Source organism: Sphingobacterium siyangense (assembly GCF_007830445.1).
GTDB lineage: Bacteria > Bacteroidota > Bacteroidia > Sphingobacteriales > Sphingobacteriaceae > Sphingobacterium > Sphingobacterium siyangense.
This window is the reverse complement of the sequence record NZ_VLKR01000032.1, coordinates 1-25498: the sequence shown is the minus strand read 5'-3', so window position 1 is coordinate 25498 and position 25498 is coordinate 1. Positions and strand designations below refer to the sequence as shown.

Here is a 25498-nt window from a genome sequence, read left to right as displayed (position 1 = left end):
ACTACAGTAAATATAAAAGGAACCCAAACATTGTCTGAGTTCCTTAAAAAATATTTAGGTTGAATATTTACGATTAATCGTCTTTGTTAGTCGACAGCTTGGATCATCAATGCGCCGACTGTTAAATTTGTCCGCGGATCAATAACAATGGCTTGAGAATTTGCGGCATTTTCCTGCTGTAAATCAAATACTAGATTCTCTGCAGATTTAAGGGTTATTCGACCAATATCATTTAGTTTGATCGGGTCGTGGTATATTTTTTCCTGTGTATTGATATCAAATTTATACAACACATCTACGATCTTAACTTTGGTTAATTTACTGTGACTTTGGACAAGATACACTTGTGTTGTATCCAAAGGTTTATTGTCGAACCAACATAAATTTGCTTGAATATTACGCTCAAACTTTGGTGGATGTTCTACACTCGTAATGGTATCGCCACGACTAATATCAACATCATCACTGAGGTGTACAATAACAGATTGTCCGTTTTCAGCCCGTTGAAGTTGTTGTCCGTTTAATTCAATCGCTTGAATTGTACTATATGTTTCTGCTGGATAAACAATAACCTGGTCACCAACCGTTAATCCCTCTCCTAGTACGCGGCCTGCATAACCTCTATAATCGTGCAAATCATCTGTTTGCGGTCTTACAACCCATTGGACGGGAAACCGCCAGCTGGCTGCTTCCTGTTCGTGAATTTCCACATTTTCTAGGTAATCCAATAAAGATTCGCCTGCATACCAACTCATTCTTTCGGACTTATGGACAATATTGTCTCCTTTTAAGGCTGAAACTGGTATGAAATCAATATCCTTAAGTCCGAGATTGGTCGCTAAAGTTAAATAATCGGCTTTGATCTGTTCGAAAATAGAAGCGCTATAATCGACCATATCCATCTTGTTTATGCAAACCAAAACTTGTTTCATGGCCAATAATTTAGCAATGAAAGAATGGCGTTTTGTTTGCTCTATTACACCTTTACGTGCGTCAACCAAAATGATTATAAGATCCGAATTGGACGCGCCAGTTACCATGTTTCTGGTGTATTGGATATGTCCTGGAGCATCGGCTATAATATATTTTCGGTGTTCGGTCTGAAAATATTTATATGCTACGTCGATTGTTATCCCTTGTTCGCGTTCAGCTTTAAGTCCATCAGTCAATATGGCCAAGTCTACTGTTCCGTCGTCATTTTTACGGTTGGCACGTTGTATAGCTTCCAATTGGTCATCCAAAATGGAGTTTGTATCGTATAGTAATCGGCCAATCAAGGTACTTTTACCATCATCTACAGAACCGGCCGTTATAAATTTCAATATATTCATTGTTGTCAATATCAGGTATTTGATTTGAATTAAAAGTATCCTTGTTTTTTGCGTTCTTCCATAGCTGCTTCCGATACCTTATCGTCCATTCTGGCGCCACGTTCACTTACCGTTGAGGCCTTGATCTCAGCGATAATATCATCTAGCTCAGTTGCCGTTGAATCTACCGCTGCTGTACAAGTCATGTCACCCACAGTTCTGAAACGTACAGATTTACGTTCTATATTATCCTCTGCATCGATATTTAAGAATGAGGCTGCAGCCATCAATTGCCCATTTCGGGTAATAACCTCCCGTTCATGGCTGAAATAGATAGATGGCAATGCGATCTGTTCGCGTTTAATATAATTCCAAACATCGAGCTCGGTCCAGTTTGAAATGGGAAACACGCGTACATTTTCACCTTTATTTATTTTGCCATTAAAGATGCTCCACAGCTCGGGTCTTTGGCGTTTGGGATCCCATTGTCCAAATTCGTCACGCACTGAGAAGATTCTTTCCTTGGCACGGGCTTTTTCTTCGTCCCTACGTGCGCCACCGATACAAGCGTCAAAACCATGTTTTGAGATTGTATCGAGTAAGGTAACCGTCTGCAAGGCATTTCGACTTGCATTTTTTCCCTTTTGTTCAACAACTTTCCCTTGATCAATGCTGTCTTGAACATAACCAACAATAAGTTTTTCTCCTATATCTTCAATCAGAGAATCCCTGAAAGTGATTGTTTCGGGAAAATTGTGACCAGTGTCAATGTGAACTAATGGGAAAGGAAATTTACCCGGTCTAAATGCTTTTTTTGCCAAGTGAACAAGTGTAATCGAGTCCTTACCACCAGAGAATAATAGCGCTGGTTTTTCAAATTGTCCGGCTACCTCTCTTAAAATATATATTGCTTCCGCTTCTAAATGATCTAAATAGTCCATTCTCTGAAATAATAAAATTTGATTTAATGAATTTGGGTTTCTGCTTCGCTATTTTATGATTAAACACCGTGCAAACCACATTCTTTTTTACTTTGATCTTCCCACCACCATCTACCAGCGCGGAAGTCCTCTCCTTCTTGTACCGCTCTTGTACAAGGTTGACAACCGATACTTGGGAAACCCTTGTCGTGCAGCACATTGTAAGGGATATATTGTTCTTTACAATACTTTTTTACTTCCTCAAAAGTCCAGTCAAATAAAGGATGGATTTTGATGATTTGGTTTGCTTCATCGTATTCGATAAAGTCCATATCGTGGCGATTGATGGATTGATCTGATCGGATGCCCGTTACCCAAATTTTTTTTCCTTTAATCGCACGTTGTAAAGGTTCAATTTTCCTTATCCTACAACATTCCTTCCGATTCTCAACCGACTCATAGAAGGAATTTGGGCCTTTTCTGCTGATAAAATCTTCCAACAATGTTGTATCAGCAGTATAGGTTTTGATGTGCAATTGATAACGCTCCAAGGTACGGCTCCACAGGGAATAGGTTTCTTTGAACAGTCGTCCAGTATCCAGCGTGAATATTTCGATATTGATACTATTTTTACCGATCCATTCCGTGATTACTTGATCCTCAATACCGAAAGAGGTCGAAAAAACTACCTCATTAGGAAATAGTGATGCTATTGTTTGTAAGAGCTCCACTCCTTTTTTTTCGCCAATAATTTCTTTAATTTTCTTAACGTTCATAACGTAATATATTTTTGGTATGCTCGTTCAACTGCTTTACTTTGTATTCGAAATCTCCTCTAAGCTGCTCTCGATAAGTACTCATGAGTGACAGTGTTTCGTCAATTTCCTCAGGTAGCAGGTCATTTAATAGTTCTTTCACCCTTTTGGCAATTGTTGGTGATTTACCATTGGTGGAAATGGCTATTTTCAGGTCGCCTTTTTTTACAATGGATCCCAGATAGAAGTCGCATAAGTCGGGTTTGTCCGCAGCATTAAATAGGATGTTATTTTGCGTTGTTAGATTACGCAACTGCTCGTTAAGCTCTATGTTATTGGTTGCTGCAATGACAAGTTGTTTGTCGGTAAGGTCATCTGGTGTAAATGGGCGAATGTAGAGCTGAATTTGTGCGTAATTTTGCAATAGTTCCTCAAATTCTGGGATGATTTCCCTAGTCACAATGGTGAGTCTTAATTTCTGATCATTGGAAATTAAAGCCTGAAATTTTTCCAATGCAACTTTCCCGCCTCCAACAAGTAAGGTGTCAATTTGATTTAGTTTGACGAATATTGGAAATAGCTGGTTCATATCTATAAAGCTAAAGCTTTTTCTTTAATGTTCTGGAATGAACGATGCTTGGCAACGACCTCGCCGATTACAATAATCGCTGGTACACCGACCCTTTTCTCAGTTGATTCATCAAGAATATTATCGATAGTACCCAGTACAACCTTTTCATTAGGCAATGAACCATTTTGAATCAAGGCTATTGGTAAATTGTGAAGATTTCTTTGACGGTAAATTTCCACGATCTCTGCCAATTTTCCATAGCCCATCAAGACAACGACGGTGGCCTTGGATTCTGCCGCCAGATAAAGATCTGTTGATAGTGAGCCATCCGATTTGGAGCCTGTGATGACCCAAAAGCTCTCACTGATTCCCCGGTAAGTTAATGGAAGTTGTTGTAGTCCGGTAAGCCCAATTGCGGAGGAAATACCCGGTACAACTGCAGTTTCAATACCGTATTGTTGTACGTAATCAATTTCTTCTCCACCACGACCAAAAACAAATGGATCACCACCTTTTAGACGGACCACATGGCCATAGTTTAAGGCATAATCAACCAAAAGGCGATTAATTTCATCCTGTGAAGTAGAGAGTTGTTCTGCTCGTTTTCCAACATATATCTTGATGCATTCAGCCTGTGCGTAATCCAGTAATTCTTCATTCACCAAGGCATCGTATAAAATGACATCTGCTTTTTCTATTGCTTTGATGCCCTTTAGGCTGATCAGATCCGGGTCACCCGGACCTGCTCCTACCAATGTTACTTTTGCTTTTATTGACATACCTATTCCCTCCTATACCAATACTGGTTTTAAATTTTTGCGTTGATAGACTTCATTGATAAACTTCGTTGCTTCCTGAAGATAGTTAATTGCAAAATGCTCCGTTGGTTCATTTTTACTCATCTGTAAGACTAATTCCGGAAACGTTTGGTCAAAATTATATTCACCTGTTTCCACAAAATGCGTTTGGAATTCGTTGATTACGATATTTTGTGTACTTGCGCTAACTCCCTTATCCAATAATAGGGCTTTTGCTGCTTGTACAAAGGCATTATAGGCATGATAAATTGCATCAGAGAATTTGGATTCTTGAAATGTTTCATTTGCCCATTGTAACTTTTCTTCCGCCTCATAGATCAACGTAGCAACCAAGTCAATAACGACACCCGCACACTCGCCAACCCCGATTGCCGTTTGGAACGTTCCTTCATGCCCCCAGTCGACAAATTCGTCTTCAGCAAGATTGGTCAGATCCGATAGCGGTTTTAAAAGATTATAAAAGTAATTCTTACTTTGTCTGTCGTAGTAAGCATGGAAATTTTCATTTGCTTCCGCATTTTTTTTATAATCATTTAGCACCCATTCGACAACATGTAGAACTCTTTTTGTTGGTACTTTGATAATACGCTCTGCAACACGCCCTTCACCATTGCCAATTGTTCCACCGCCAAGCATAACTTGTGCTGCAGGAACCACTTTGCCCTCCGCTTTGACGGAACTACCATGAAAGCCAATATGTGCCAGACCATGTTGCCCGCAAGAATTCATACAACCAGAAATTTTGATTTTTAAATCACGATTAAAGACAAAATCTTGGTGAAATTCAGCGATATAAGATTCAATAACCCGAGCCATTTCGGTACTGTTTGAGATACCTAGATTGCAGGTGTCCGTACCAGGGCAAGTTGTTACATCTGCTGTACTATCAAAACCGACCTGAGCTAGATCCAAAGATTTAAGTAATTGATAGATATGTGGCAGTGACTTTTCTGTTGCGTATTTTAGCAGTAAGCTTTGGTTTTGCGTGATACGGATATCGTCAGCGACCAAATTGTTCAGACCAGCAACCAACGCGCGAGATTTATCTGTACCAATATCCCCCGTGGATACCCGCACATAAACACCATAATATCCATCTTGTTTTTGCGCGAATGTATTGGTGCCCTTCCAGACCTGATAGTTTAAATCGCTATCTAGATCAATAGTAGATAGCCGGCTGTCATCTGGTGGTAATGGCTGTTCGATTTTGGTTCGGTCGATCGGATAGCTTTTCACCTTCGTCGCAATTTTTTCGGCTTCAATTAAATTTAGCACTTCTTCCAACCCTAATTTCTGAATAAGGTATTTGAATCGAGCTTTATTGCGGTTATTTCTTTCACCATAACGATCAAAGACACGAAGTGTAGCTTCTATATAAGGGATCAGTTCATCTTCTGGTAGAAACTCACTTGTTACTGATGCTAAGAAAGGCTGAGATCCCAATCCCCCACCCAATAGCACTTTAAAACCCCTCGTTTCCACACCATTGACAACTTTTAGTTTTGGAATAAAACCAAGGTCATGAATATAGGAAAATGCAGTGTCTTCATCACTGGCAGAAAATGACATTTTGAATTTTCTTCCCATTTCCGCACATACTGGATTGCGCAAAAAATATTCAAAAGTTGCCTGAGCATATGGCGAAACATCAAAAGGCTCCTTTGGATCGATTCCTGAACTTGGAGACGCGGTGACATTACGGACTGTATTCCCACAAGCTTCACGTAATGTAATATCGTCTTCAGCTAATTTGGACCAAAGTTCTGGTGTACGGTCAAGACTAACGTAATGAATCTGTATATCTTGACGTGTGGTCAGGTGCAGGTTGCGGCTTGCGTATTCGTCTGATATCGCTGCAATTTTGTTCAATTGCTTAAACGTAACCTTTCCAAATGGAAGTTTTATACGAACCATTTGAACTCCAGGTTGTCTTTGTCCATATACCCCCCTAGCCAAACGCAACGATCTAAATTTCTCGTCGGCAATTTTGCCCTCATGGAACAATCGAATCTTTTTTTCAAGTTCGATAATTTCCTTTTCCACGATTGGGTTTTCTAATTCTGTGCGGAAGCTTTGCATATAACAAATAAAATCTATTGATTTAGTATTCTTTTCTCGAGGTCAAATGTAAAAATATTTTTTTAATATTCTATAATATCTACCAAATTAATATATATTTGCCCTATAAAATTTAATATACAAAACCTGTAGACTTTTAGGTGTAATGATGAGAAAGTGTTTTATAGTTCTGATTTTAAGCTGTGTAATCGTATTTAAAATGACTTCCTGTGCGCCGAAAGTTAAAAATGGTTACAGCAAGGAACATGGTTTTGAAGGGAATATTTCTTTGTCCGGTGCATTTGCCCTTTATCCTTTGGCAGTGGTTTGGAGTGAAGATTTTAAAAAAATACACCCGAATGTTCGCTTCAATATTTCAGCTGGAGGTGCTGGAAAAGGGATTGCAGATGTTCTTACAGGGATGGTTGATATCGGGATGGTGTCGAGAGATCTGCATGAGCAAGAAATAAAAAAAGGAGCTGTTCCGATTATTGTTGCAAAAGATGCTGTTATCTGTACAATTAATCCTGAGAACCCTAATTATCCTGCTATTTTGAAGCGTGGTTTGAGTCGCGAAGAATTGCTGAATATTTTTGTGAATCGAAAGTTTAAGACCTGGAAAGAGATCGATTCTCAGTTTACAGCGGATCCTATCAACGTGTATGTGCGTTCCGATGCCGCTGGAGCAGCTGAAACATGGGCCAAATTTTTTGGTCATAAGCAGGAAGATCTGCAAGGTATTGGCATTTTTGGTGACCCCGGGATTGCCCAAGCTATTAAGGATGATATCAATGGGATTGGATTCAATAACATTAACTACGTTTATAATCTAAAAACTAACAAGGTCTTTGACCGTATTGCTGTTGTTCCTTTGGATCTGAATAAAAATGGACATGTTGAAGATGATGAGCAGTTTTATGGTACACTATCTAATTTGACTGAGGCCGTTGCTACGGTGAAATATCCTGCTCCACCTTCAAGAGAATTAACCTTTGTAACGCGTAATAAAACCGAATCCCTTCTGTTGAAGGAGTTTATTTCTTTTGTGCTCCAGAAACAGGCGCAATCGCAACTCCTTGAAAATGGTTATGTCCCACTAAATGAAACACTGATAAAAGAAGAACTTAATAAGTTATAGCATGCTAAATACTCGTCTCGTTAAAGATACACTGGTCAAGCGATCCACTTTGCTCCTCTTACTGATTTCACTTTCAGTTGTGGTGATTATTGCAGTTGGTTTAACCATAAAATCGATTCCGTTATTTGAATATAGTAATATCTTTCAACTGTTAACCGACAAGGTTTGGTCACCAATGAAAGGGTCGTTTGGCTTTTTGCCTTTTATTGCAGGTACGCTTGCTGTTACCTTGATTTCTCTTGCTATTGCGATTCCGCTTTGTATACTGACTGCTGTTTATTTGACTGAATATGCTTCGGATGCCTTAAAGAATATGATGTTTCCGTTGGTCAATATTTTAGCGGCAATACCACCGGTTCTTTATGGTGTTTGGGGTGTGTTATTTATTGTGCCTTTAATTCAGTTGTATATAGCTCCCGTCTTTGGGGTTGTTACATCGGGTTATTCTGTGCTTGCCGGTGGAATTGTATTAGCGGTGATGATTTTTCCCATTATGATTTCTATTATGGTAGAGGTGCTTCAAACGATACCCTATGAGTTAAAAGCGGCTTCGCTATCCTTGGGTGCGACAAAATGGGACACCATCAAACATGTTATTCTGAAGAAAGCTAGACCTGGGATTGTGGCTGCAATTGTTTTGTCAACATCTAGGGCCTTTGGTGAAACAATTGCGGTATTGATGGTCTGTGGCAATGTTGCAAAAGTACCGACTTCGGTATTTGATGCGGGATATCCAATTCCAGCATTAATAGCCAATAATTTTGGGGAAATGATGTCAATTCCACTCTATGAATCTGCATTAATGTTCTCCGCGTTGCTGCTGTTTGTAATCATATTTGTTTTTAACTTAATATCTCGTCTTATATTGAGACGACTGGAAGGAGCTCAGCATGGATAATACGAAAAGACGGCTATTGAGTGAAAAGGTAGCCAAAGGTTTTATGCATCTCTCTGGGATAACTGTGACTGCTTCCCTATTTTTTATCGTAGGAACTATCTTGTATAAGGGGCTTCCTTATCTCAGTTGGGAGATGGTTAGTCAGTTACCAAAAGGTGGGTTTTATATTGGAAAAGAAGGTGGGATTTTGAATGCGATTTTGGGTTCTCTTTATTTAGCAGGTGTGGCAACAGCCTTGTCTGCAATTATAGGAATTCCGATTTCGTTGTACCTTAATGTTTATTTGGGAACAAAATCAAAAGTGACACAACTTTCTAAACTGTTGTTTGATGTATTGTATGGCGTACCTTCTATCGTGTATGGGGCTGTTGGTTTTGGGATTATGGTTTATTTAGGTATTCGAGCATCACTATTGGGAGGTATCATTACAGTGACACTGCTGACCATTCCAATTGTGGTTCGTACCGTGGATGAATTGATCAAAACCATTCCTGAAGACCTAAAGAATGTCACTCTTTCGCTAGGGACGACACGCTGGGAATTGGCTAAGGTTATGCTAAAGAGCATCCGAACAGGGCTTCTTACTGCGATTTTACTGGCTTTTGGACGTGCTATTGGTGATGTTGCAGGCGTTTTATTGACAACTGGTTTTAGTGATAATCTTCCAAAATATATTGATGAACCGGCAGCAACGTTGCCATTGGCCATATTTTTTCAGTTAAGTAGTCCTATTCCTGAAGTTCAGGGTCGCGCTTATGCTTCAGCTTTAGTTTTAACAATCATTATTTTAATTATTGTAGTATGCACTCATATCCTTCAATCGAAACAAAAAAATCGTCGATAACAGACCCCTTGAGCGATCCACACATTGAAATCAAGGATCTTAATGTCCATATTGACGGCCGACATATACTCAAAAACATTAATCTTGCCCTGCCTAACAATAGTGTAACTTCTATTATTGGTCCTTCGGGTTGTGGAAAGACTACGCTTTTAAAGACGCTTAATAGATTGGTAGATGATACCAAGGGTGTTGAAATAACGGGTTCTGTTCTCGTTAATGGTGAGGATATTTATGGTAGAAATGCTGAGGTAACACATATTCGTAAGAAAATGGGCCTCTTATCCCAAAAGCCCTACCCGTTACCAATGTCGATCTATGATAATGTGGCTTATGGCCCCCGTATACATGGTACACGAAGCAAAAAGGAATTGGATAGAATTGTAGAGACGCAATTGCGAAATGTGGCTCTATGGGACGAAGTTAAGGATCGACTTGGACATTCGGCCAGCGGATTGTCCATTGGTCAGCAACAAAGGCTTTGTCTTGCAAGAGGTTTGGCTGTAGAGCCCGAGATTATCCTTGGGGATGAATCGACCTCTGCATTAGATCCCCTTTCTACTGCTAAAATTGAGGAATTATTAATTGAATTGAAGAAAGATTATACCATTGTATTGGTGACGCATATATTGCGACAGGCGCGACGCGTTTCTGACTATATTTTGTTTGTCTATGGTGGAGAAATTCTTGAGTTTGGACCAACGGAACAAGTTTTATTGAATCCGCAGAATGAAATCACAAAACAGTATGTAAAAGGATTTATTTCCTAAAAGGTTAAGAAACGTCCACGCCGGGTCAAGTTTATTAGAAAGCAAAGAAGATCGGCTGATAAAAAGAAAAGGCCGAAGACTTATTTTGAAGCTAAAAACAATGGTCTAGTTTCTTCTGAGGGTTGTGTTCCCGATAATTGTCTAGACGATAGTTTTGTTGGGATAAACACCAGTAAAATCAGCATGCCGCTGGTATTGTTTCCATAAAATCGGTTTGTAAATTTTGTTTCAGGAATTATGCGGGACGATTCTAGTTAAAACATGAATAATCCCGCCTTTTATTTTACTATAGTACCAGATAAGTTCTACTTCAGATGAAATAAATCATCAACGCCAAGTATCTTCTTTGAAGTAAACCCTTCCGCATATTTCGCTTGGATGTACCGTCCAAATTCTCGCGCTCTAGCAGCAGTTGATTCCATGAAATCCGGATTAGAAATATAAGTCTGTGGTTCATCCGGGTTTACATTTTCTCCGGTATAAAATTGAGTTTTGTAAGCTAATACAGATTTTTCTTTAATGTGATAATAATCCGTTATATCAATGACAACATCAGGTTTGATATAATAGTCCTGTACAAATTGCAGCACCAATCGGGGGCGGTAGGCCTCCTGAGAAATATTGTCCTGATCAAAAGTTTCTACCTTTCTCAAGCCGGCAAGAAAGCAGGCTTCGTTGATCATCTGTCCGGCTCTTCCGTGGTCTGGGTGACGATCCGTAATGGCATTTGTAATGATAATTTCCGGTTGGTATTTGCGGATGGCCCTTATTACAGCCATTTTTTCTTTTTCAGCATTTTCAAAGAAACCATCTCTTAGGCCAAGATTTTCTCTAACGGCCAGCCCTAATATTTCGGCAGCATCTTTAGCTTCCTGTGCTCTGGTCTCCGCTGTGCCGCGTGTGCCGAGCTCACCTTGGGTTAAATCAACAATTCCTACCTTTTTTCCTTCAGCAACATATTTTGCCATCACACCTCCGGCGCCTAGCTCGGCGTCATCTGGATGTACAGCAATGATAAGCAAATCTAATTTTAACATATAATATTTCTCTCTTTAAATTGGCTTCCCTTTTTATGATAAATCATTCCAATTGACCGATGGATAGTTTTGGCAGAAAGCCTTTACTAATCCCGCGTAGTTATTGATCCTAAGTCGATATGCGACTTGGCCTGCGCTGTGGGGAAGCTGTCGCAAATGTAAGCAGTTTATAGTTTACTCTTGTAAAAGACGCTCGATATTGCGGCAAATTTTACTTGACAATGGCGAAGTAGTCGGATAATAGAAATCAATGACCTCTCCTTTTTTGTTTACCAGATATTTGTGGAAATTCCAGGAAGGTTTACTGTTAATATGTCCATTTTGATCTTTGCTCGACAGAAAACTGTATAGAGGTGTTGTATATTCGCCGATAACATGGCTACGCTTAAAAACAGGGAAACTCACCTGTTGATTGATCCGGCAGAATGTCTCTAGCGTACCGCCGGTTAACGGTTCCTGGTTACGAAAGTTATTTGCTGGAAATGCCAGAATTTCGAAGCCTTGGTCTTTATATTTTTGGTAGAGTTTTTCGAGCGATTTAAATTGTCTGGTAAAGAGACATTGGCTGGCAGTATTGACGATGAGTAAAACTTTACCTTCAAAGTCAGCGAGGGATTTTTTTTTACCGTTAAACTGAAGTGCGTCAAAGTCGTATACTGTTTTCATCTAGTTTTGGTTTGATTGGTCACATGACAGGTTGAGGTCTCGACTTTTCGAATTCCCTAATGATATTTTCAATGGCAAAGTCTTCTTTTGGGTCATAAGTTGACTTTAGGTTGTGACCGAATATTTTCGCAACTCCCTGATAGAAAAAAGCGGAAATCCCACCTTTCATTTCCTTTACCATTTCATAGCCAGTATGTCCCGTATAACGATCGATCAATTTAATGAGTATTTTGCCTTGTGAAATAGTCATATTTTTGATTTCTCGGTCAAACATCTGTTTTACGTCACTTTCACATTTTTCAACCAATGCTTTATGTTCCTTTTTATCCGAAGTCAGCGCGAGATCTCTGTCTAGCTGATCATATCTTTTTTGCGCATATATCGCATAAGGAAGAACCTTTAGAACATTTCTTCTAAAGCGGAGATATTCTCTTCGTGCTTCTTCACTTGACCAGGTTCTTTTGGCCACGACAGTGACCTCTGGAATCGGAAACCAGGGTAACACCTCTCCGTTTGCCAAGGTTGTTGTCATATAACTGTTTACGGTCTCCTGCGCACCTTCTCCGTATAAAGGAAGAGTGAGTGATTGAGACTGTGCCCATACGGACAAAGTCCCTGTGAGGAAAAGCAAACAAAATAATATTGTCTTCATTTGGGCAATTATATAACGCTTTTTAATTTGTCAATGCTATAATATTTTGGTAGATTTATTACAAAATAAGTTAGCTTGAAAATAGTATTCAAGAATACATTAACTAAATTACACAAATTTACTCAAAAAACATCATTTACCTGCAACGTTTATGAAAGATTATGTGATTGATATTGAAGCAGAAAACAAAGAGATTAGGAAACGTTACCGTGCATTGTTGCGCGCTTGTAAGCCAACTTTACAACGCGGAGACAAGCAGGAGATCCGAAAGGCATTTGATTTAGCATTGGATAGTCATAAAGAGATGCGACGCAAATCAGGAGAGCCTTATATCTATCACCCTATTGCTGTTGCCCAGATTGCTGCTGAAGAGATTGGCTTAGGAACAACATCTATTGTATGCGCCTTGCTCCATGATGTAGTTGAAGATACCAATGTTACATTGGATGAAATTGAAGAAATGTTTGGTAAGAAAGTTCGCCGAATTATCGATGGGCTTACCAAGATTTCAGGGATTTTTGATCCAAATAGTTCCATGCAAGCGGAGAATTTCAGGAAAATGTTGCTCACACTGGCTGACGATGTTCGTGTAATTCTCATTAAATTGGCAGATCGGTTGCACAATATGCGCACCATGGAATTTATGGCCAGGGATAAGCAGTTGAAGATTGCTTCGGAGACAAGTTACCTTTATGCACCATTAGCGCATCGTCTTGGGCTGTATGCGATAAAATCTGAATTGGAAGATCTCTCGATGAAATTTACCGATCCGGATACCTATAAATTTATCGCTCGAAAACTGAATGAGAAAAAAGCCGAGCGCGAAAAATTTATAGGCGATTTTATTGGTCCCATCAAAGAGATATTGGAGGAACAGGGTATTAAGGCGTCCGTATTTGGACGACCTAAATCAATCCACTCTATTTGGAATAAGATGCGAAAAAAATCGATTCCTTTTGAGGAGGTTTATGATTTGTTTGCTATACGTATTGTAATAGATGCTGTGGATGAGAAAGAAAAGACCGAATGTTGGAAAGTCTATTCTATTGTCACAGATTTGTATCGCCCTAACCCCGACCGTCTTCGGGATTGGATTTCGTCTCCAAAAGGGAATGGTTATGAGTCTTTACATACTACGGTAATGGGGCCTAAAGGGCAATGGGTCGAAGTTCAGATTCGAACTAAACGGATGAATGAAATTGCGGAAAAAGGGTTCGCAGCACATTGGAAGTATAAAGAATCAAATTCCGATTCCGGCCTGGATCAATGGATCAAAAAGGTGCGCGATGTCTTAAGTAGTCCGGATCAGAATGCGATGGATTTTGTGGATGATTTTAAGATGAATCTTTTCTCCGATGAGATTTTTATATTCACTCCCAAAGGAACACTGATTCAACTACCCAACAATGCCACTGCTTTAGATTTTGCCTTTGAGATCCACTCTGATATTGGGGCAAGTTGTATTGGCGCCAAAGTAAATCACAAACTCGTTCCTTTAAGTCATATTTTGCAAAATGGGGATCAGGTAGAGATTATTACATCAAGCAAGCAGTCACCTAAGGAGGATTGGTTGAATTTTGTTGTGACTGCAAAAGCCAAATCCAAAATCAGATCTTCTCTAAAAGAGGAAAAGAGAAGAGTTGCGGAGGATGGGAAAGAGATTTTGGAACGTAAGTTGAAATCGCTAAAAGTTACCTATAATACGGATAATATTAACAAAATTGCCAATTTTTTAAAATACCCCAGTTCGCAGGATCTTTTCTACAATGTTGCTAAGGGAATTGTTGATATCAGGCAACTGAGAGAATATGTCGCGCATGAAAAAGCAGTTGAAATTAATGTAAGTTCTTCATCAGGAAATCAATTTAATACCCACATAGGTGGACTAGTTGAAAAGATAAATAAGAAGGAATTCGACACGATCTTAATCGGGGACGATATGCAGAAAGTCGATTATACCCTAGCGCCCTGTTGTAATCCTATCCCTGGTGATGATGTCTTTGGATTTTTGACCGTAAATGATGGTATAAAAATTCACCGTACGAGCTGTCCAAATGCTTCCAAGCTGATGGCAAATTATGGCTATAGAATTTTAAAAGCACGTTGGGCTTCTACAAAAGATTCTGCATTTTTGACAGGTTTACATATCGTTGGCATAGATGATGTTGGATTAGTAAATAAGCTTACAACTGTTATTTCGCAAGAATTTGCTGTTAATATTCGGTCCTTGTCAATTTCAAGTAACGAAGGTATTTTTGATGGTAATATTATGGTCTATGTGAATGATACTGCTCAGCTTGAAAGTTTGATGAGAAATTTAAAGCAAGTCAGAGGGATAACAGGTGTCAATCGATATGAATCGGAAAATTAATAACCAAGTGTTGGATTGAAAATTTCGCTAAGGCGACTACTATTAAGCACTATTTTTAATAGAGGAAATATCAATCTTAATTGGTAAATTTGTACAAGAATATTTTTACTATGAATCAAGCTGAAAATTTTGCAACTGTAAAAAAAATCTTTGAAGCCTACTTAGAAAATAAAAATCTAAGAAAAACACCAGAGCGCTATGCGATTTTGGAAGAGATTTATTCACGTACTGATCACTTTGATGTAGAGTCTTTGTATATTCATATGAAGAACAAGAAATATCGTGTCAGTCGTGCTACAGTTTATAATACCCTAGAACTTTTGGTCTCTTGTGATTTGGTTACAAAACACCAATTTGGAAGGAACATGGCACAATTTGAGAAGTCTTACGGGTTCAAACAACACGATCACGTGATCTGTATTGAATGTAATAAGGTTGTTGAATTCTGTGATCCACGTATCAACCAAATTCAGAGTCTCATGGGAGATCTTTTAAAATTTGACATTAAGCACCACTCACTCAATTTGTATGGTGTATGTCAAGACTGTCAACTTAAGAACAAAAAAGAAGAGGCCGTCGCTCACGAAGCTATTTCAAATTAATCTTATATTTTCTTAAATATAATAGTACATTTGTTCAGGAATGTTCAGGGGAAAAATTCCTGAACATTTTATTTTTAAATAGAGTCTATTTTTATTAATAACATTTTAATTACTATACTTTAAAAGCTATGCAAGTTGATGTGCTTTTGGGCTTACAATGGGGTGACGAGGGTAAAGGTAAAATCGTAGACGTATTTTGTCCAAAATACGATTTAATCGCTCGTTTCCAAGGCGGCCCTAACGCCGGACACACGTTGGAATTCGATAACAAGAAATTCGTACTCAACACAATTCCATCTGGTATCTTCAATGAAGGTACACTAAATCTTATTGGTAATGGTGTCGTTATCGATCCGATTATCTTAAAAAGAGAGTTAGACAACCTTAAGACAGCTGGTTTTGATCCGGTGGGTAAAGGCAATTTGGTTTTAGCGCGTAAAGCACACCTTATTCTGCCGACACACCAATTATTGGATGCTGCCTCAGAATCAAAAATGGGTGCAGGAAAAATTGGATCCACTCTGAAAGGTATTGGTCCAACTTACATGGATAAAACCGGTAGAAATGGTTTGCGTGTAGGTGATACAACACTTCCAGATTTTCAAGAGCGTTACCAAAAGTTGAAAGAAAAACATCTAAGTATTCTTTCGCACTATGGTGAAATACCTGATTTCAGTGAAAAAGAGAAAGCATTTTTAGATGCAATCGAATTCATTAAATCTATCCCGCATGTGGATTCAGAGCATTTGGTGAATCAATATCTGAAAGAAGGCAAACGTGTGTTAGCTGAGGGGGCTCAAGGTACGCTTTTGGATGTTGATTTTGGTTCTTATCCATTTGTTACTTCATCTAATACCACAACAGCCGGAGCTTGTACAGGCCTGGGTATCGCACCAAATAAAATAGGTAAGGTATATGGTATCTTTAAAGCATATGCTACTCGCGTAGGTGGCGGTCCCTTCCCTACTGAACTTCACGATGAAACTGGCGAAAAATTACGTCAATTAGGTCATGAATTTGGAGCGACTACAGGGCGTGCTCGTCGTACCGGATGGATCGATATTCCGGCTTTAAAATATGCTATTATGCTGAATGGCGTGACAGATTTGATTATGATGAAGGCTGACGTTTTGGACACCTTCGACAAAATCTACGCATGTACACATTATAAATATAATGGTGAAGTGATTGATTATATGCCTTATGAAATCATCACGCATCAAGCAGAACCTATCTTAGAAGAAATTGATGGGTGGAAACAAGATTTGACGGGTATAACGTCTGAACAAGAAATACCTGAAGCATTAAAAAATTATATTTCTTATTTAGAGAAAGCTCTTGAAGTACCTATCACGATCCTATCGGTAGGTCCTGATCGTAAACAAACATTAGCTTTATCAAAATAAACTATGCGGATCGAAAGTTTTGATCTTCTCGATTCTAAAGATAAATTTCATCAGAAAGCCCTGCATTGGTCGGGGCAATTTGATGAAATTTCTTTCTTTAATAGTAATGGGATGTCGGATCAATGGGGCAAATTTGAACAGATACTGGCTGTCAAGGCATTATTCTCTTTCCGTGCAAATGAAAATGTATTTGACCAGCTCGACACTTTTTTGAGATTACATCAATCTCAGTTTATCCCCGGATTTCTATCTTACGACCTTAAGAATGAGATAGAAGAATTAAAGACAACAGGAAAGGATCAGCTCGAATTTCCAGAAGCTTATTTCTTTGTGCCAGCAATTACGCTTCGATGGACGGCAGATCAAGTGCATATAGAAGCCGAGGATCCTGTTAAAATCTATCAGGCCATTTTGGATACTCAGATTCCTGCGATAACCCCAATTTCTGTACAGGTAAAGTCGCGTTGGACAAAGTGTGAATATGTCAAAGCTTTTGAAAATGTACAGGCACATATTCAGCGTGGAGACATCTATGAAGTGAACCTTTGTCAGGAATTTTTTGCTGATGATGCTGATATCGCTCCTATGGAAGTTTATCACCGGTTGAATACCATATCACCTACTCCCTTTAGTTCATTTTTCAAGGTAGGACATCATTTTATCATGAGTGCTTCTCCGGAACGATTTTTAGCGAAAAGAAAAGGAAAGTTAATTTCTCAGCCAATTAAAGGGACGGCCAAAAGGGGGACAAATTCAACAGAGGACCAACAGATTATAGCTGATATGTTGAGGTCAAAAAAAGAGATCGCCGAAAATGTGATGATCGTTGATTTGGTTCGCAATGATTTGACACGAAGTGCTCTTCCCGGAACGGTTGAGGCTACTCGCCTTTTTGAGATTCAATCCTTCGAACAAGTGCATCAAATGATTTCAACTATTACCTGCATGCAAGACCCAAAAGTCACCAATGTGGATGTGTTTAGAAATACCTTTCCTGCAGGTTCGATGACAGGTGCTCCCAAAATTGCAGCTATGCAAATTTGCGATCAGCTTGAAGCTCGAAAGAGAGGTATCTATGCAGGATCTATCGGTTACTTTGACACCATGCGCGATGAATTCGATTTTAACGTCGTTATCCGTTCATTGCTTTACAATAAGCAAAAAAGGTACCTTTCCTTTCATACAGGTGGAGCAGTTACCAATCAGGCAGCTGCCGATCAGGAGTATCAAGAATGTCTTTTGAAGGCTTCTGGTATTCTTGAAGCTTTAGATGCTAGCTTGGGAGAATAAAAACTATACTAATTTTGTAGAGAATATTTTTTGCTTCAAGTATTTTTTCGACCTTTGTCTCGTTGGCTACACAGATTCCCTATATCGATCTACATACGCATCGGAATTATCCGGTGAAAGAAGGTGCTACTCTTTCCATTAAGAATATCACTTTGAACCATTCGGAAATAATTTCTGAAGCGGATTGTTCAGTAGGTTTGCACCCATGGTATATCAATGGGAATACCGAACATGATTTGGGACTCATGGTGGATGCATTAGCGCTGAGTCAGGTTTTAGCCATAGGTGAATGTGGTATGGACAAAAATATCGCCACTCCCCTCGCCGACCAACAGCTTGTGTTTGATCAACAGGTTCGCTTGGCTAAAACGTATAGGAAGCCTTTGATCATTCATTGTGTTCGAGCTTTTCAGGAGATTGTTGGTTGTTTGAAAAAAGTGAATTTTAGCGAAGCTGTTGTTTTTCATGGATATCGTAAGAACTGGACCTTGGCTCAACAGTTAATCGATCAAGGGTATTATCTTTCCATAGGAAAACATTGTTTAAACGGAAGTCAAGACGAACTTTTAGAAAATATTTCACTCAGTCATTTGTTTCTAGAAACGGATACAGATACGACCGTAGAAATTGCTACACTTTACCGATACGTTGCTCAGATCAGATCGATCGAATTGGAAGAGTTAAAGCGGGCTTTATACCAAAATTATAAGAATGTATTTAATAAATGAGGCCATCATAGTCTGTTTATTCACGTTGTCGGATAGCTATAAGGTTTCATTATAATATAAAAAACAAATTTAGATAAATGAAAGATTTAAGTTGGCTGTCACGTACCGAAGCATTGATAGGTCGATCAGCGGTTGAAAAATTGGCAAATTCGCATGTGATGGTTTTGGGATTAGGCGGTGTTGGATCATTTGCTGCCGAATTTATATGCCGAGCAGGTGTTGGAAAAATGACCATTATTGATGGAGACACCGTAGATCCATCCAATCGTAATAGGCAGCTACCTGCCTTGGCAACTAATCATGGTGAAGCAAAAGCTGAGATTATGCGAGAAAGATTAATGGCGATCAATCCGGAATTAGATTTAACTGTGATACAGGATTTTATTATTCCGGAAAAAATACCAGCTTTGCTAGATTTAGCGCCAGATTATTGTGTGGAAGCTATTGATAGTATTACACCTAAACTATTTTTTATTCGGAGAGCATTAGAAGCCAATATACCATTTGTCAGTTCAATGGGCGCCGGTGGCAAAGTTGATCCTACAAAAATAAAAATTGCTGATATCGGTAAATCTTATAATTGTAAGTTGGCCCAGCATATCCGTAAGAAATTGCGTAAACATGGTATACGTGATGGAGTGAAAGTGGCATTTTCAACTGAACTTCCAAACAAGGATTCATTATTATATACTGATGGGAGTAACTTTAAAAAGTCTGCTTATGGTACCATGTCATATCTACCAGCAGCCTTTGGTGGGGCAATAGCTTCTGTTGCTATACGAGATCTAATAGAAAATGCTTAACTTAGGTATTAAATAAACATATGAACAAATGAAGGAAGCTACCCGTTAATCGATGGATAGCTTCTTTTCGTTGTTTAGCGACTGGTGACACCTTTCATATCAATACCTTTGGGCTTGATATGCTCTAATCTTTTCTTTAGTGTATCGATTTTTGATTTTTCAAGATTACCTGTCGCAATTATAATTCCTTCCTTCACCTGAGCCGTAATGGTTGGAAAATCTTCCAGAACAAGATTGACGTCTCTCGTTAAGGTAGAATCTATCGCGCCGCCCATAATTTCATGATATTTTTCACGGGCATCTTCTGGTTCAGGAAGATTTACAATGATATTGTTGTGAATGGATTTGATACCCTCTCCCCCCGCTAATTTTGTTCTGTTTTCTATATCCTGCTTGAGCGAATCCGAACCGATCTGTCCATCCAACGTTACATTCCCTTCCTCGACATCTACTTCGATGCCTGCAGTAGTTTCCAACGCTGCCTCGATTTTTGATCTTAGTTTTTCGTCCGATTCGGGCGATCTACAAGAGTGAATAAACAGTAAAGCGCCAAGTAAGAAGATTAAAAGTAAATTATTCAATTTCATGTCATTCTTCGTTTCTGTACTAAATAAGAACAGATGCATCGACATATTGTTTAATTTTTCGGTATTTTCATCACTTAGTAGATTGCAATAACTTTCTGATTAACGTTGTTAAAAACAAAACTATCACCTATTTTTTTTCCGATAAGTAGTTGTCCAATTGGAGATGCAGGCGAAATGACGAAGATATTATTGGTCCCTATTTTTACAGCTCCAATACTTGTGGCGATCAAATATAGACCAACACTGGTTTGAACAAGCGTTCCTAATCTGGCTACATCCATTACATCATTTGGTAATGATTCTATACTGATTAGCTGCTGTAGATCTTTATTGGCTTCCAGGAGTTGTTTCTGGTAGCGATTGATGTCCTGTTGAATCATTTCACGCGAAGTTTCATATTTGTCTCCAGCACTACTTTTGGTATCGTCATTACTTGAATCTCTTGCTGTTTCTAAAGCAGATGCTATCATTGTGATACGTTCCTGAGTACGTTTTAGTGCCATGTCGAGGATCGCCCCTTTTATGTCGAAATAATTATTTGTCATTCCGAAAAATAAGGAATAAGTTTTATTCATTAAAAAATAAAAACAATACGCTTATTCTCAATAGAATATAACAAATCCGATGGTAAATAACACGAACAAGGTTGCAATAAATTAAAAAATTGCTACATTTGTGCACTGAAACACGGAAAGGTGTCAGAGTGGTCGAATGAGCAGTCCTGGAAAGACTGTATACGGGATGACTGTATCGAGGGTTCGAATCCCTCCCTTTCCGCAAAAAACCGTCTTTAGCACTGTTAAAAACGGTTTTTCTGTTTTAAGTGTTATACCAGCACCAAAATCAAACTAAAGGAGGAAACGTTCTATTAGAATTTCATCTTACAAAATCCCACGTATAATAAGAGCCAAATCTGCGGAGTCGTTTATGAATACGAAATTCTGAGGTAGCTTAATGAGTTTAAAAAAGTTTTACGTTCTCCAAGGATGCAGAAATAAACTGAGTTCACGATCTTCAAGAAAACGAAATAGTTGCCCGAGTGAAAAGTACTTTTTTATACCTTGTCGGTTTTCTGAGTTAGTTGTCTAAATTTTGACTTCAGCCCCTAAAAAATTCAAATCAGTATATAACTTAAACAATCAACTGTATAATTCTTTTGTATACTTTCTTGATAAAAAGAATATACAGCGTCTGTTAATTTTTATAATGGATTATGTTGCCAATTTAAAGTCGGTCTATCAAATTTCCTGCGTATTTTGTGTTAATATTTTTTTATATTATATTAATATATGTTTATATTTAATTGATCGTATAAGCTAATGTTAATTAATTTTTAAATGAAAAGGATAATTCAAGAAGAACAACTTGTCAAAACTGGAAAGATGAAAAAAGACCCATTCACTATGTCTGCGGATGAAAAGATTCAATGGAGGCAAGAATTACAAACGAGCATTCGCTCCTACTTGTTTTCCCGTGAACAGCCGTTGGTTTATAGCAAGGATGGCCAAATGGTTGAAGAGCATAGCGATGGGACAATTCAAAGTATCTGATCATGGCAACAATATATGTGATAACTGGTCCTCCTCATATTGGGAAAAGTACTTGTGGGCAGTATTTCATTCCCGAAGGGATCAAGATACTTGACCCTAATCTCTTTGTTCAAAGCTATGCTGCACTTGGTTTAAAATATGGATATAGGAGATTTGAGGAACAACTGTTGTTGCTGTTAAGTAACGATGAAGATTTTGCTGTGGAGATCAATATCGTTAATAAGACGCATCTTCAAATGCTACAAGATATTAAAGCCTTGTACCCTGAAAATAAGATTGAAATGATCTTTTTTTACACCGATAATATGCATATATGCCATGCGAGGTCTAAGGCTAAGAAAAGTACTAGTTGTGACTCCAGCACGGACAAAATAACTCATTTATATATTCATACCATTCCGCTTGTGAAAAGGCATCTAAATCTCTTTTCCTCTGTTAAGGGGGTCGATATAAGCGAAAACGACATGGTACCTGAAACTGTGTTTAAATACCAGGATGCTGTTTCAGAGATCGAGGTATCTACACATCTCCCCATATGGGCTCAATGAAAGAACATCACATTGGCTTAAATTCTATCTTTGTTCGAGCACTGTTCGGCTTTTCCTCAAGTTGTCGTCGGTTGACTTCGATGAAGACTAAAGGAAAAGTATTTATTACTATATTTGGGGATAAACCGAATATAAAAAGCATGGATGACCTCAACTTTCAACTTACTCTTAGACCGACAGTATACACGGATTTAGAAATACATTATCAGTTTCAGCTTGATGAAGAAGCAAATTATCTCGCGGCTTTTACCTCAAGTAGTTCTTCAGATAAGAAAGTTTACCTTGAGAAGTATGCTAAATTTCTCAATGAGCCAAGTATAAACAATCAAACGATTCTGATTGATGGGACAATTGTAGGAAGTATTGCGAAGTTTGTTATTGAAGGTGATGCTGAGATCACTTATTGGATTGACCGAAAATTCTGGGGACGTGGAATTGCAACAAAGGCACTTAAAGCGTTTCTTTCAATTGAAACAAACCGCCCTATGTATGGGCGCGTCGCTTTCGATAATCTCGGTTCCCAAAAAGTATTGGAAAATTGTGGTTTTGTTAGGGTTGGTACAGATCGCGGTTTTGCTAATGCACGCCAAATCGAAATTGAGGAATTTATTTATAGATTAGATTAATGAGCGATTTGATCAGTCTATTTTTATTACCAGCCCCCCTCAGTCGGTTTCACACTTAGGTTTCGCGACCCTAACAAGAATATCCCAATCTAAATAGAGCTTATTGTATATATTACTAAACTGGCTATTTAGGATCGCTTTTATCTGAAAAGATCGCCTGTAATTTCTCTTCTAAATCTTTCCCCCTGAGGTTGCGGTACACAATTTTTCCTGTAGGATCCAACAAAAAGCTTTCTGGTATGGAATTGATGCCATAACGTTTTGCTGCTTGGCTATCCCAACCTTTTAAATCAGATACTTGTGGCCAGCTCAGCTTATCATCTGCAATTGCTTTGACCCATTGTTCGCGTTGAGCTACTTTATCCAAAGATATTCCTAAGATTTCGAATCCCGAATCTTTGTATTTATTGTAAAGCGCTACTAGATTTGGATTTTCTTCGCGGCATGGTCCACACCAACTAGCCCAAAAGTCTACCAATAGATACTTTCCTCGGAATTCAGATAATTTTAGACTTGTACCCATTTGAGTTTGAAGTTCGAGATCGGGGGCAACCTGTCCAACTTTGGTCCTGATTGACGATTCTAACTGCATGGGTATCTCTTTGGCCAAAGGATAGCTTTTGAGCTTCTCAGCTAAATCGGCATATATCCTTCTAACCTCGTCTATAAATTTCTCCTGTCCAGCAACAGAGGATAAACTGATTAAACTAAGGTAGGACGATGGATGCTGACGAGCAAATGCTAAATGAACACGATATAGGTCATCCATTAATCCTTTTTCCCGATCAATATAAGCCTTCCGTACTTTAGGATCGTTTTGTTGATTGGCTGAAAGTGCATAAAATTCTTTATTAAGTGCTGTAAAGTTATCATCTACGGAGCTACGCATCTTTTTAAAAGCATCTTGGTCGAGATTAATTTGAGATCCACTGATCGTTATATTTTTCAAGGAGTCGCTTGCTTGCATTTGCATAGTGACAGGCTCAAGGTAAAAACGAAAAAAATCCATTTGCTCATTGCGAGAGGGTCTATTTACATAAGGATTTTTATCGAGATATAGCGACGATGAAACAGGATAGTCTACCGTCCCAGAAAACGAAAAATTTCCACCTCTTGAATTAGTGGAATCAACAACAGACTTACCTTCTATTTCGTAGATCAAAAATACTTTGGAACCGTCCTTCAATTGAGGTATTACCCCATTGATCTGATAGGGATTTTGTCCACAAGCGAGGAAAGGAAGTATAAAAACCGCTATTAATAGCAATCCTGTCCATATTTTCATAATATAGCCTATTTCCTGGTAATTTACTATCATAAATATACGCAATTTCTCTGTTCTGAGCCCGTTACTATTTTCTTCCTCAAAAAAGTAATGGACAAGTTATTAATTTGTGTGTTTTACCAAACTTTTGCATCTTTGTGTATTAGCACCAATATTTAACAAAATCACCTTTATATTAACTTAAAGCTGTAAAATGCAAGACGAGATCATTAAGCACACGAAGAAAATTTATAAAACCGCAAAAGAGCCAAAGCATAGCCTCTCTGAAAAACTGAAAGAAATATCCATTGAGATCTTCATTATCGTTTTTGCAGTATCACTTTCTATATGGCTTCACGGCTGGAGCGAGCATCGGCATGAACAACAAGAAGTAAAAGAATTTTTGGAAGATCTAAAAGTCGACCTCCAAAAAGATGTCCACGACTTGGAAAAGCAAAATTCCTACTTGACAAATACAGCTGAAGGTTGTAAATTTTATGGAGAACTAAACCAACAAAAAATTGATAGCTTGGTGAAAGTCAACCCGAATGACCGTATTAAGATGAACCTTAATCCGATCTTTAAGATCAGAAATACCGGAAATTATGAAGGATTCCGATCTAGTGGCAAAATTGGTCTCATCAAGGATCGAAAATTAAAAACAGGAATTTTGGAATATTATCAAACCGTAGTGCCATCAAAAGACGATTGGCAAACCTACTACAACGCATTGGTTTTTAAGCTCGCCGATGAACTAGTATCCATTCCTAATGCAAATATAAATCCCGATATGATGTATAAAGCAGTTAATGCATCGCCAAAAGTAAAAGGAATCCTTATCAATGCAGCATCTCAAGCAAATATGATTATTCAGCTGAATAATCAAGTCATCAAATCTGCTAAAGAAATCATTGCCGAAATTGAGCATAATAATGAATAAATCGGTTTCGAATGAGTGCATAACGCCAAAAAAAAGACAGCTTTTAAAGAGGGTGTAAATTAAACTGTGTCAAATAAAGAATATTTATATTAGACACAGCAAATGGAAAAAGAGGAATTTGACTTTGAACGCTTCAAAGAGGAAGCAATGAGAGGCCTTTACGAAGGCAAGAAAATGGGCGGTACCGACGGAGTTTTCGCTCCGATGTTGAAACACCTTCTGGAAAGTATGCTTGAAGGTGAGCTGGATCATCATCTACAGGAAAGTAAAGCTTCCGGGGAGATTAATCGTAAAAACGGGAAGACAAAAAAGACGGTACGGAGCCTTCAGGCCGGACATTTTGAACTGG

26 protein-coding genes, 1 tRNA gene and 1 pseudogene are annotated in these 25498 nt (G+C 38.5%); 16 read left to right on the top strand and 12 right to left on the bottom strand.

The genetic code is table 11. The annotated features are described in order from the left end of the window. Positions 1-86 precede the first annotated feature (86 nt). The 6 genes from IQ31_RS21920 to IQ31_RS21895 are packed head-to-tail and all read right to left on the bottom strand — an operon-like array spanning position 87 to position 6453. Positions 87-1331 carry a sulfate adenylyltransferase subunit 1 gene (locus tag IQ31_RS21920; protein ID WP_145330062.1) on the bottom strand — a complete coding sequence of 415 codons (1245 nt, stop codon included), beginning with the start codon at positions 1329-1331 and terminating at the stop codon, positions 87-89. Between the two features lie 29 nt (positions 1332-1360). Beyond that, on the bottom strand, positions 1361-2251 hold the full coding sequence (cysD, locus tag IQ31_RS21915) for a sulfate adenylyltransferase subunit CysD (protein WP_088161554.1): 891 nt from the start codon (positions 2249-2251) through the stop codon (positions 1361-1363). A gap of 59 nt (positions 2252-2310) precedes the next feature. Beyond that, entirely contained in the window at positions 2311-3006 is a 696-nt protein-coding gene (locus IQ31_RS21910) for a phosphoadenylyl-sulfate reductase (protein ID WP_145330060.1), read from the bottom strand. After that, positions 2996-3574, bottom strand: a complete 579-nt coding sequence (locus IQ31_RS21905; protein WP_088161556.1) for a precorrin-2 dehydrogenase/sirohydrochlorin ferrochelatase family protein — start codon at positions 3572-3574, stop codon at positions 2996-2998. The genes IQ31_RS21910 and IQ31_RS21905 overlap by 11 nt, the downstream gene beginning before the upstream one ends. 2 nt (positions 3575-3576) lie before the next feature. Next, positions 3577-4335: a uroporphyrinogen-III C-methyltransferase gene (gene cobA, locus IQ31_RS21900; protein ID WP_088161557.1), complete on the bottom strand. Its 759-nt coding sequence runs from the start codon at positions 4333-4335 to the stop codon at positions 3577-3579. A gap of 12 nt (positions 4336-4347) precedes the next feature. Then, complete coding sequence (locus IQ31_RS21895) at positions 4348-6453, bottom strand: HEPN domain-containing protein (RefSeq protein ID WP_088161558.1); 2106 nt, start codon at positions 6451-6453, stop codon at positions 4348-4350. A 199-nt stretch (positions 6454-6652) separates the two neighbouring features. Between IQ31_RS21895 and IQ31_RS21890 the strand changes: the two genes are divergently transcribed. Genes IQ31_RS21890 through IQ31_RS21875 form a run of 4 tightly spaced genes read left to right on the top strand, consistent with a single transcriptional unit; the run spans position 6653 to position 10079 of the window. Further along, positions 6653-7570, top strand: a complete 918-nt coding sequence (locus tag IQ31_RS21890; RefSeq protein ID WP_244294556.1) for a PstS family phosphate ABC transporter substrate-binding protein — start codon at positions 6653-6655, stop codon at positions 7568-7570. 1 nt (position 7571) lies between these two features. Next, positions 7572-8468: a phosphate ABC transporter permease subunit PstC gene (gene pstC / locus IQ31_RS21885; RefSeq protein WP_075992619.1), complete on the top strand. Its 897-nt coding sequence runs from the start codon at positions 7572-7574 to the stop codon at positions 8466-8468. Further along, positions 8461-9312 carry a PstA family ABC transporter permease gene (locus IQ31_RS21880; RefSeq protein ID WP_075992620.1) on the top strand — a complete coding sequence of 284 codons (852 nt, stop codon included), beginning with the start codon at positions 8461-8463 and terminating at the stop codon, positions 9310-9312. Before pstC ends, IQ31_RS21880 begins: the two co-directional genes overlap by 8 nt. Continuing rightward, on the top strand, positions 9270-10079 hold the full coding sequence (locus IQ31_RS21875; protein WP_075992621.1) for a phosphate ABC transporter ATP-binding protein: 810 nt from the start codon (positions 9270-9272) through the stop codon (positions 10077-10079). Before IQ31_RS21880 ends, IQ31_RS21875 begins: the two co-directional genes overlap by 43 nt. Positions 10080-10384: 305 nt before the next feature. Here the strand turns inward: IQ31_RS21875 and bshB1 are convergent, their stop codons facing one another. The 3 genes from bshB1 to IQ31_RS21860 all read right to left on the bottom strand — a co-directional run bounded on the left by bshB1 (position 10385) and on the right by IQ31_RS21860 (position 12434). Then, on the bottom strand, positions 10385-11116 hold the full coding sequence (gene bshB1 / locus IQ31_RS21870; protein ID WP_088161560.1) for a bacillithiol biosynthesis deacetylase BshB1: 732 nt from the start codon (positions 11114-11116) through the stop codon (positions 10385-10387). Positions 11117-11290: 174 nt separating this feature from the next. Next, positions 11291-11782: a glutathione peroxidase gene (locus tag IQ31_RS21865; protein WP_075992623.1), complete on the bottom strand. Its 492-nt coding sequence runs from the start codon at positions 11780-11782 to the stop codon at positions 11291-11293. Positions 11783-11801: 19 nt separating this feature from the next. Next, positions 11802-12434 carry a DUF4294 domain-containing protein gene (locus IQ31_RS21860; protein WP_088161561.1) on the bottom strand — a complete coding sequence of 211 codons (633 nt, stop codon included), beginning with the start codon at positions 12432-12434 and terminating at the stop codon, positions 11802-11804. A gap of 151 nt (positions 12435-12585) precedes the next feature. On the opposite strand from IQ31_RS21860, the gene IQ31_RS21855 reads away from it, so the two are divergent. The 6 genes from IQ31_RS21855 to IQ31_RS21830 all read left to right on the top strand — a co-directional run bounded on the left by IQ31_RS21855 (position 12586) and on the right by IQ31_RS21830 (position 19634). After that, positions 12586-14805, top strand: a complete 2220-nt coding sequence (locus IQ31_RS21855) for a RelA/SpoT family protein (protein WP_070564136.1) — start codon at positions 12586-12588, stop codon at positions 14803-14805. A 110-nt stretch (positions 14806-14915) separates the two neighbouring features. Next, entirely contained in the window at positions 14916-15407 is a 492-nt protein-coding gene (locus IQ31_RS21850) for a Fur family transcriptional regulator (RefSeq protein WP_075992626.1), read from the top strand. Positions 15408-15535: 128 nt separating this feature from the next. Next, positions 15536-16813 carry an adenylosuccinate synthase gene (locus IQ31_RS21845; RefSeq protein ID WP_070564133.1) on the top strand — a complete coding sequence of 426 codons (1278 nt, stop codon included), beginning with the start codon at positions 15536-15538 and terminating at the stop codon, positions 16811-16813. 3 nt (positions 16814-16816) lie between these two features. After that, on the top strand, positions 16817-18103 hold the full coding sequence (locus IQ31_RS21840; protein WP_145330056.1) for an anthranilate synthase component I family protein: 1287 nt from the start codon (positions 16817-16819) through the stop codon (positions 18101-18103). A gap of 62 nt (positions 18104-18165) precedes the next feature. Beyond that, positions 18166-18831, top strand: a complete 666-nt coding sequence (locus tag IQ31_RS21835) for a TatD family hydrolase (protein ID WP_158638951.1) — start codon at positions 18166-18168, stop codon at positions 18829-18831. 77 nt (positions 18832-18908) lie between these two features. Continuing rightward, entirely contained in the window at positions 18909-19634 is a 726-nt protein-coding gene (locus tag IQ31_RS21830) for a tRNA threonylcarbamoyladenosine dehydratase (protein ID WP_075992627.1), read from the top strand. Between the two features lie 74 nt (positions 19635-19708). Here the strand turns inward: IQ31_RS21830 and IQ31_RS21825 are convergent, their stop codons facing one another. Next, on the bottom strand, positions 19709-20260 hold the full coding sequence (locus IQ31_RS21825) for a BON domain-containing protein (protein WP_157698454.1): 552 nt from the start codon (positions 20258-20260) through the stop codon (positions 19709-19711). 35 nt (positions 20261-20295) lie between these two features. Further along, complete coding sequence (locus IQ31_RS21820; protein ID WP_088161564.1) at positions 20296-20796, bottom strand: GreA/GreB family elongation factor; 501 nt, start codon at positions 20794-20796, stop codon at positions 20296-20298. Positions 20797-20910: 114 nt separating this feature from the next. On the opposite strand from IQ31_RS21820, the gene IQ31_RS27430 reads away from it, so the two are divergent. From IQ31_RS27430 to IQ31_RS21805, 4 genes are all read left to right on the top strand, one after another. Continuing rightward, a tRNA-Ser gene (locus IQ31_RS27430) sits at positions 20911-20998 on the top strand. 560 nt (positions 20999-21558) lie between these two features. Further along, positions 21559-21771, top strand: a complete 213-nt coding sequence (locus IQ31_RS21815; protein WP_075992629.1) for a hypothetical protein — start codon at positions 21559-21561, stop codon at positions 21769-21771. A gap of 2 nt (positions 21772-21773) precedes the next feature. Beyond that, positions 21774-22319 (top strand): hypothetical protein, encoded by a 546-nt coding sequence (locus IQ31_RS21810; RefSeq protein ID WP_088161565.1) that lies wholly within the window; start codon positions 21774-21776, stop codon positions 22317-22319. After that, a complete protein-coding gene (locus IQ31_RS21805; RefSeq protein WP_244294555.1) occupies positions 22316-22945 on the top strand; it encodes a GNAT family N-acetyltransferase in 630 nt (209 codons plus the stop codon). Before IQ31_RS21810 ends, IQ31_RS21805 begins: the two co-directional genes overlap by 4 nt. Before the next feature lie 124 nt (positions 22946-23069). On the opposite strand, the gene IQ31_RS21800 is transcribed toward IQ31_RS21805, so the two are convergent. Next, positions 23070-24263 carry a TlpA disulfide reductase family protein gene (locus IQ31_RS21800; RefSeq protein ID WP_145330051.1) on the bottom strand — a complete coding sequence of 398 codons (1194 nt, stop codon included), beginning with the start codon at positions 24261-24263 and terminating at the stop codon, positions 23070-23072. Between the two features lie 160 nt (positions 24264-24423). Between IQ31_RS21800 and IQ31_RS21795 the strand changes: the two genes are divergently transcribed. Both IQ31_RS21795 and IQ31_RS21790 read left to right on the top strand, forming a co-directional pair. Then, a complete protein-coding gene (locus tag IQ31_RS21795) occupies positions 24424-25149 on the top strand; it encodes a DUF6090 family protein (protein WP_088161567.1) in 726 nt (241 codons plus the stop codon). Positions 25150-25251: 102 nt separating this feature from the next. Beyond that, positions 25252-25498: pseudogene (locus IQ31_RS21790) on the top strand (IS256 family transposase); the annotation flags it as partial.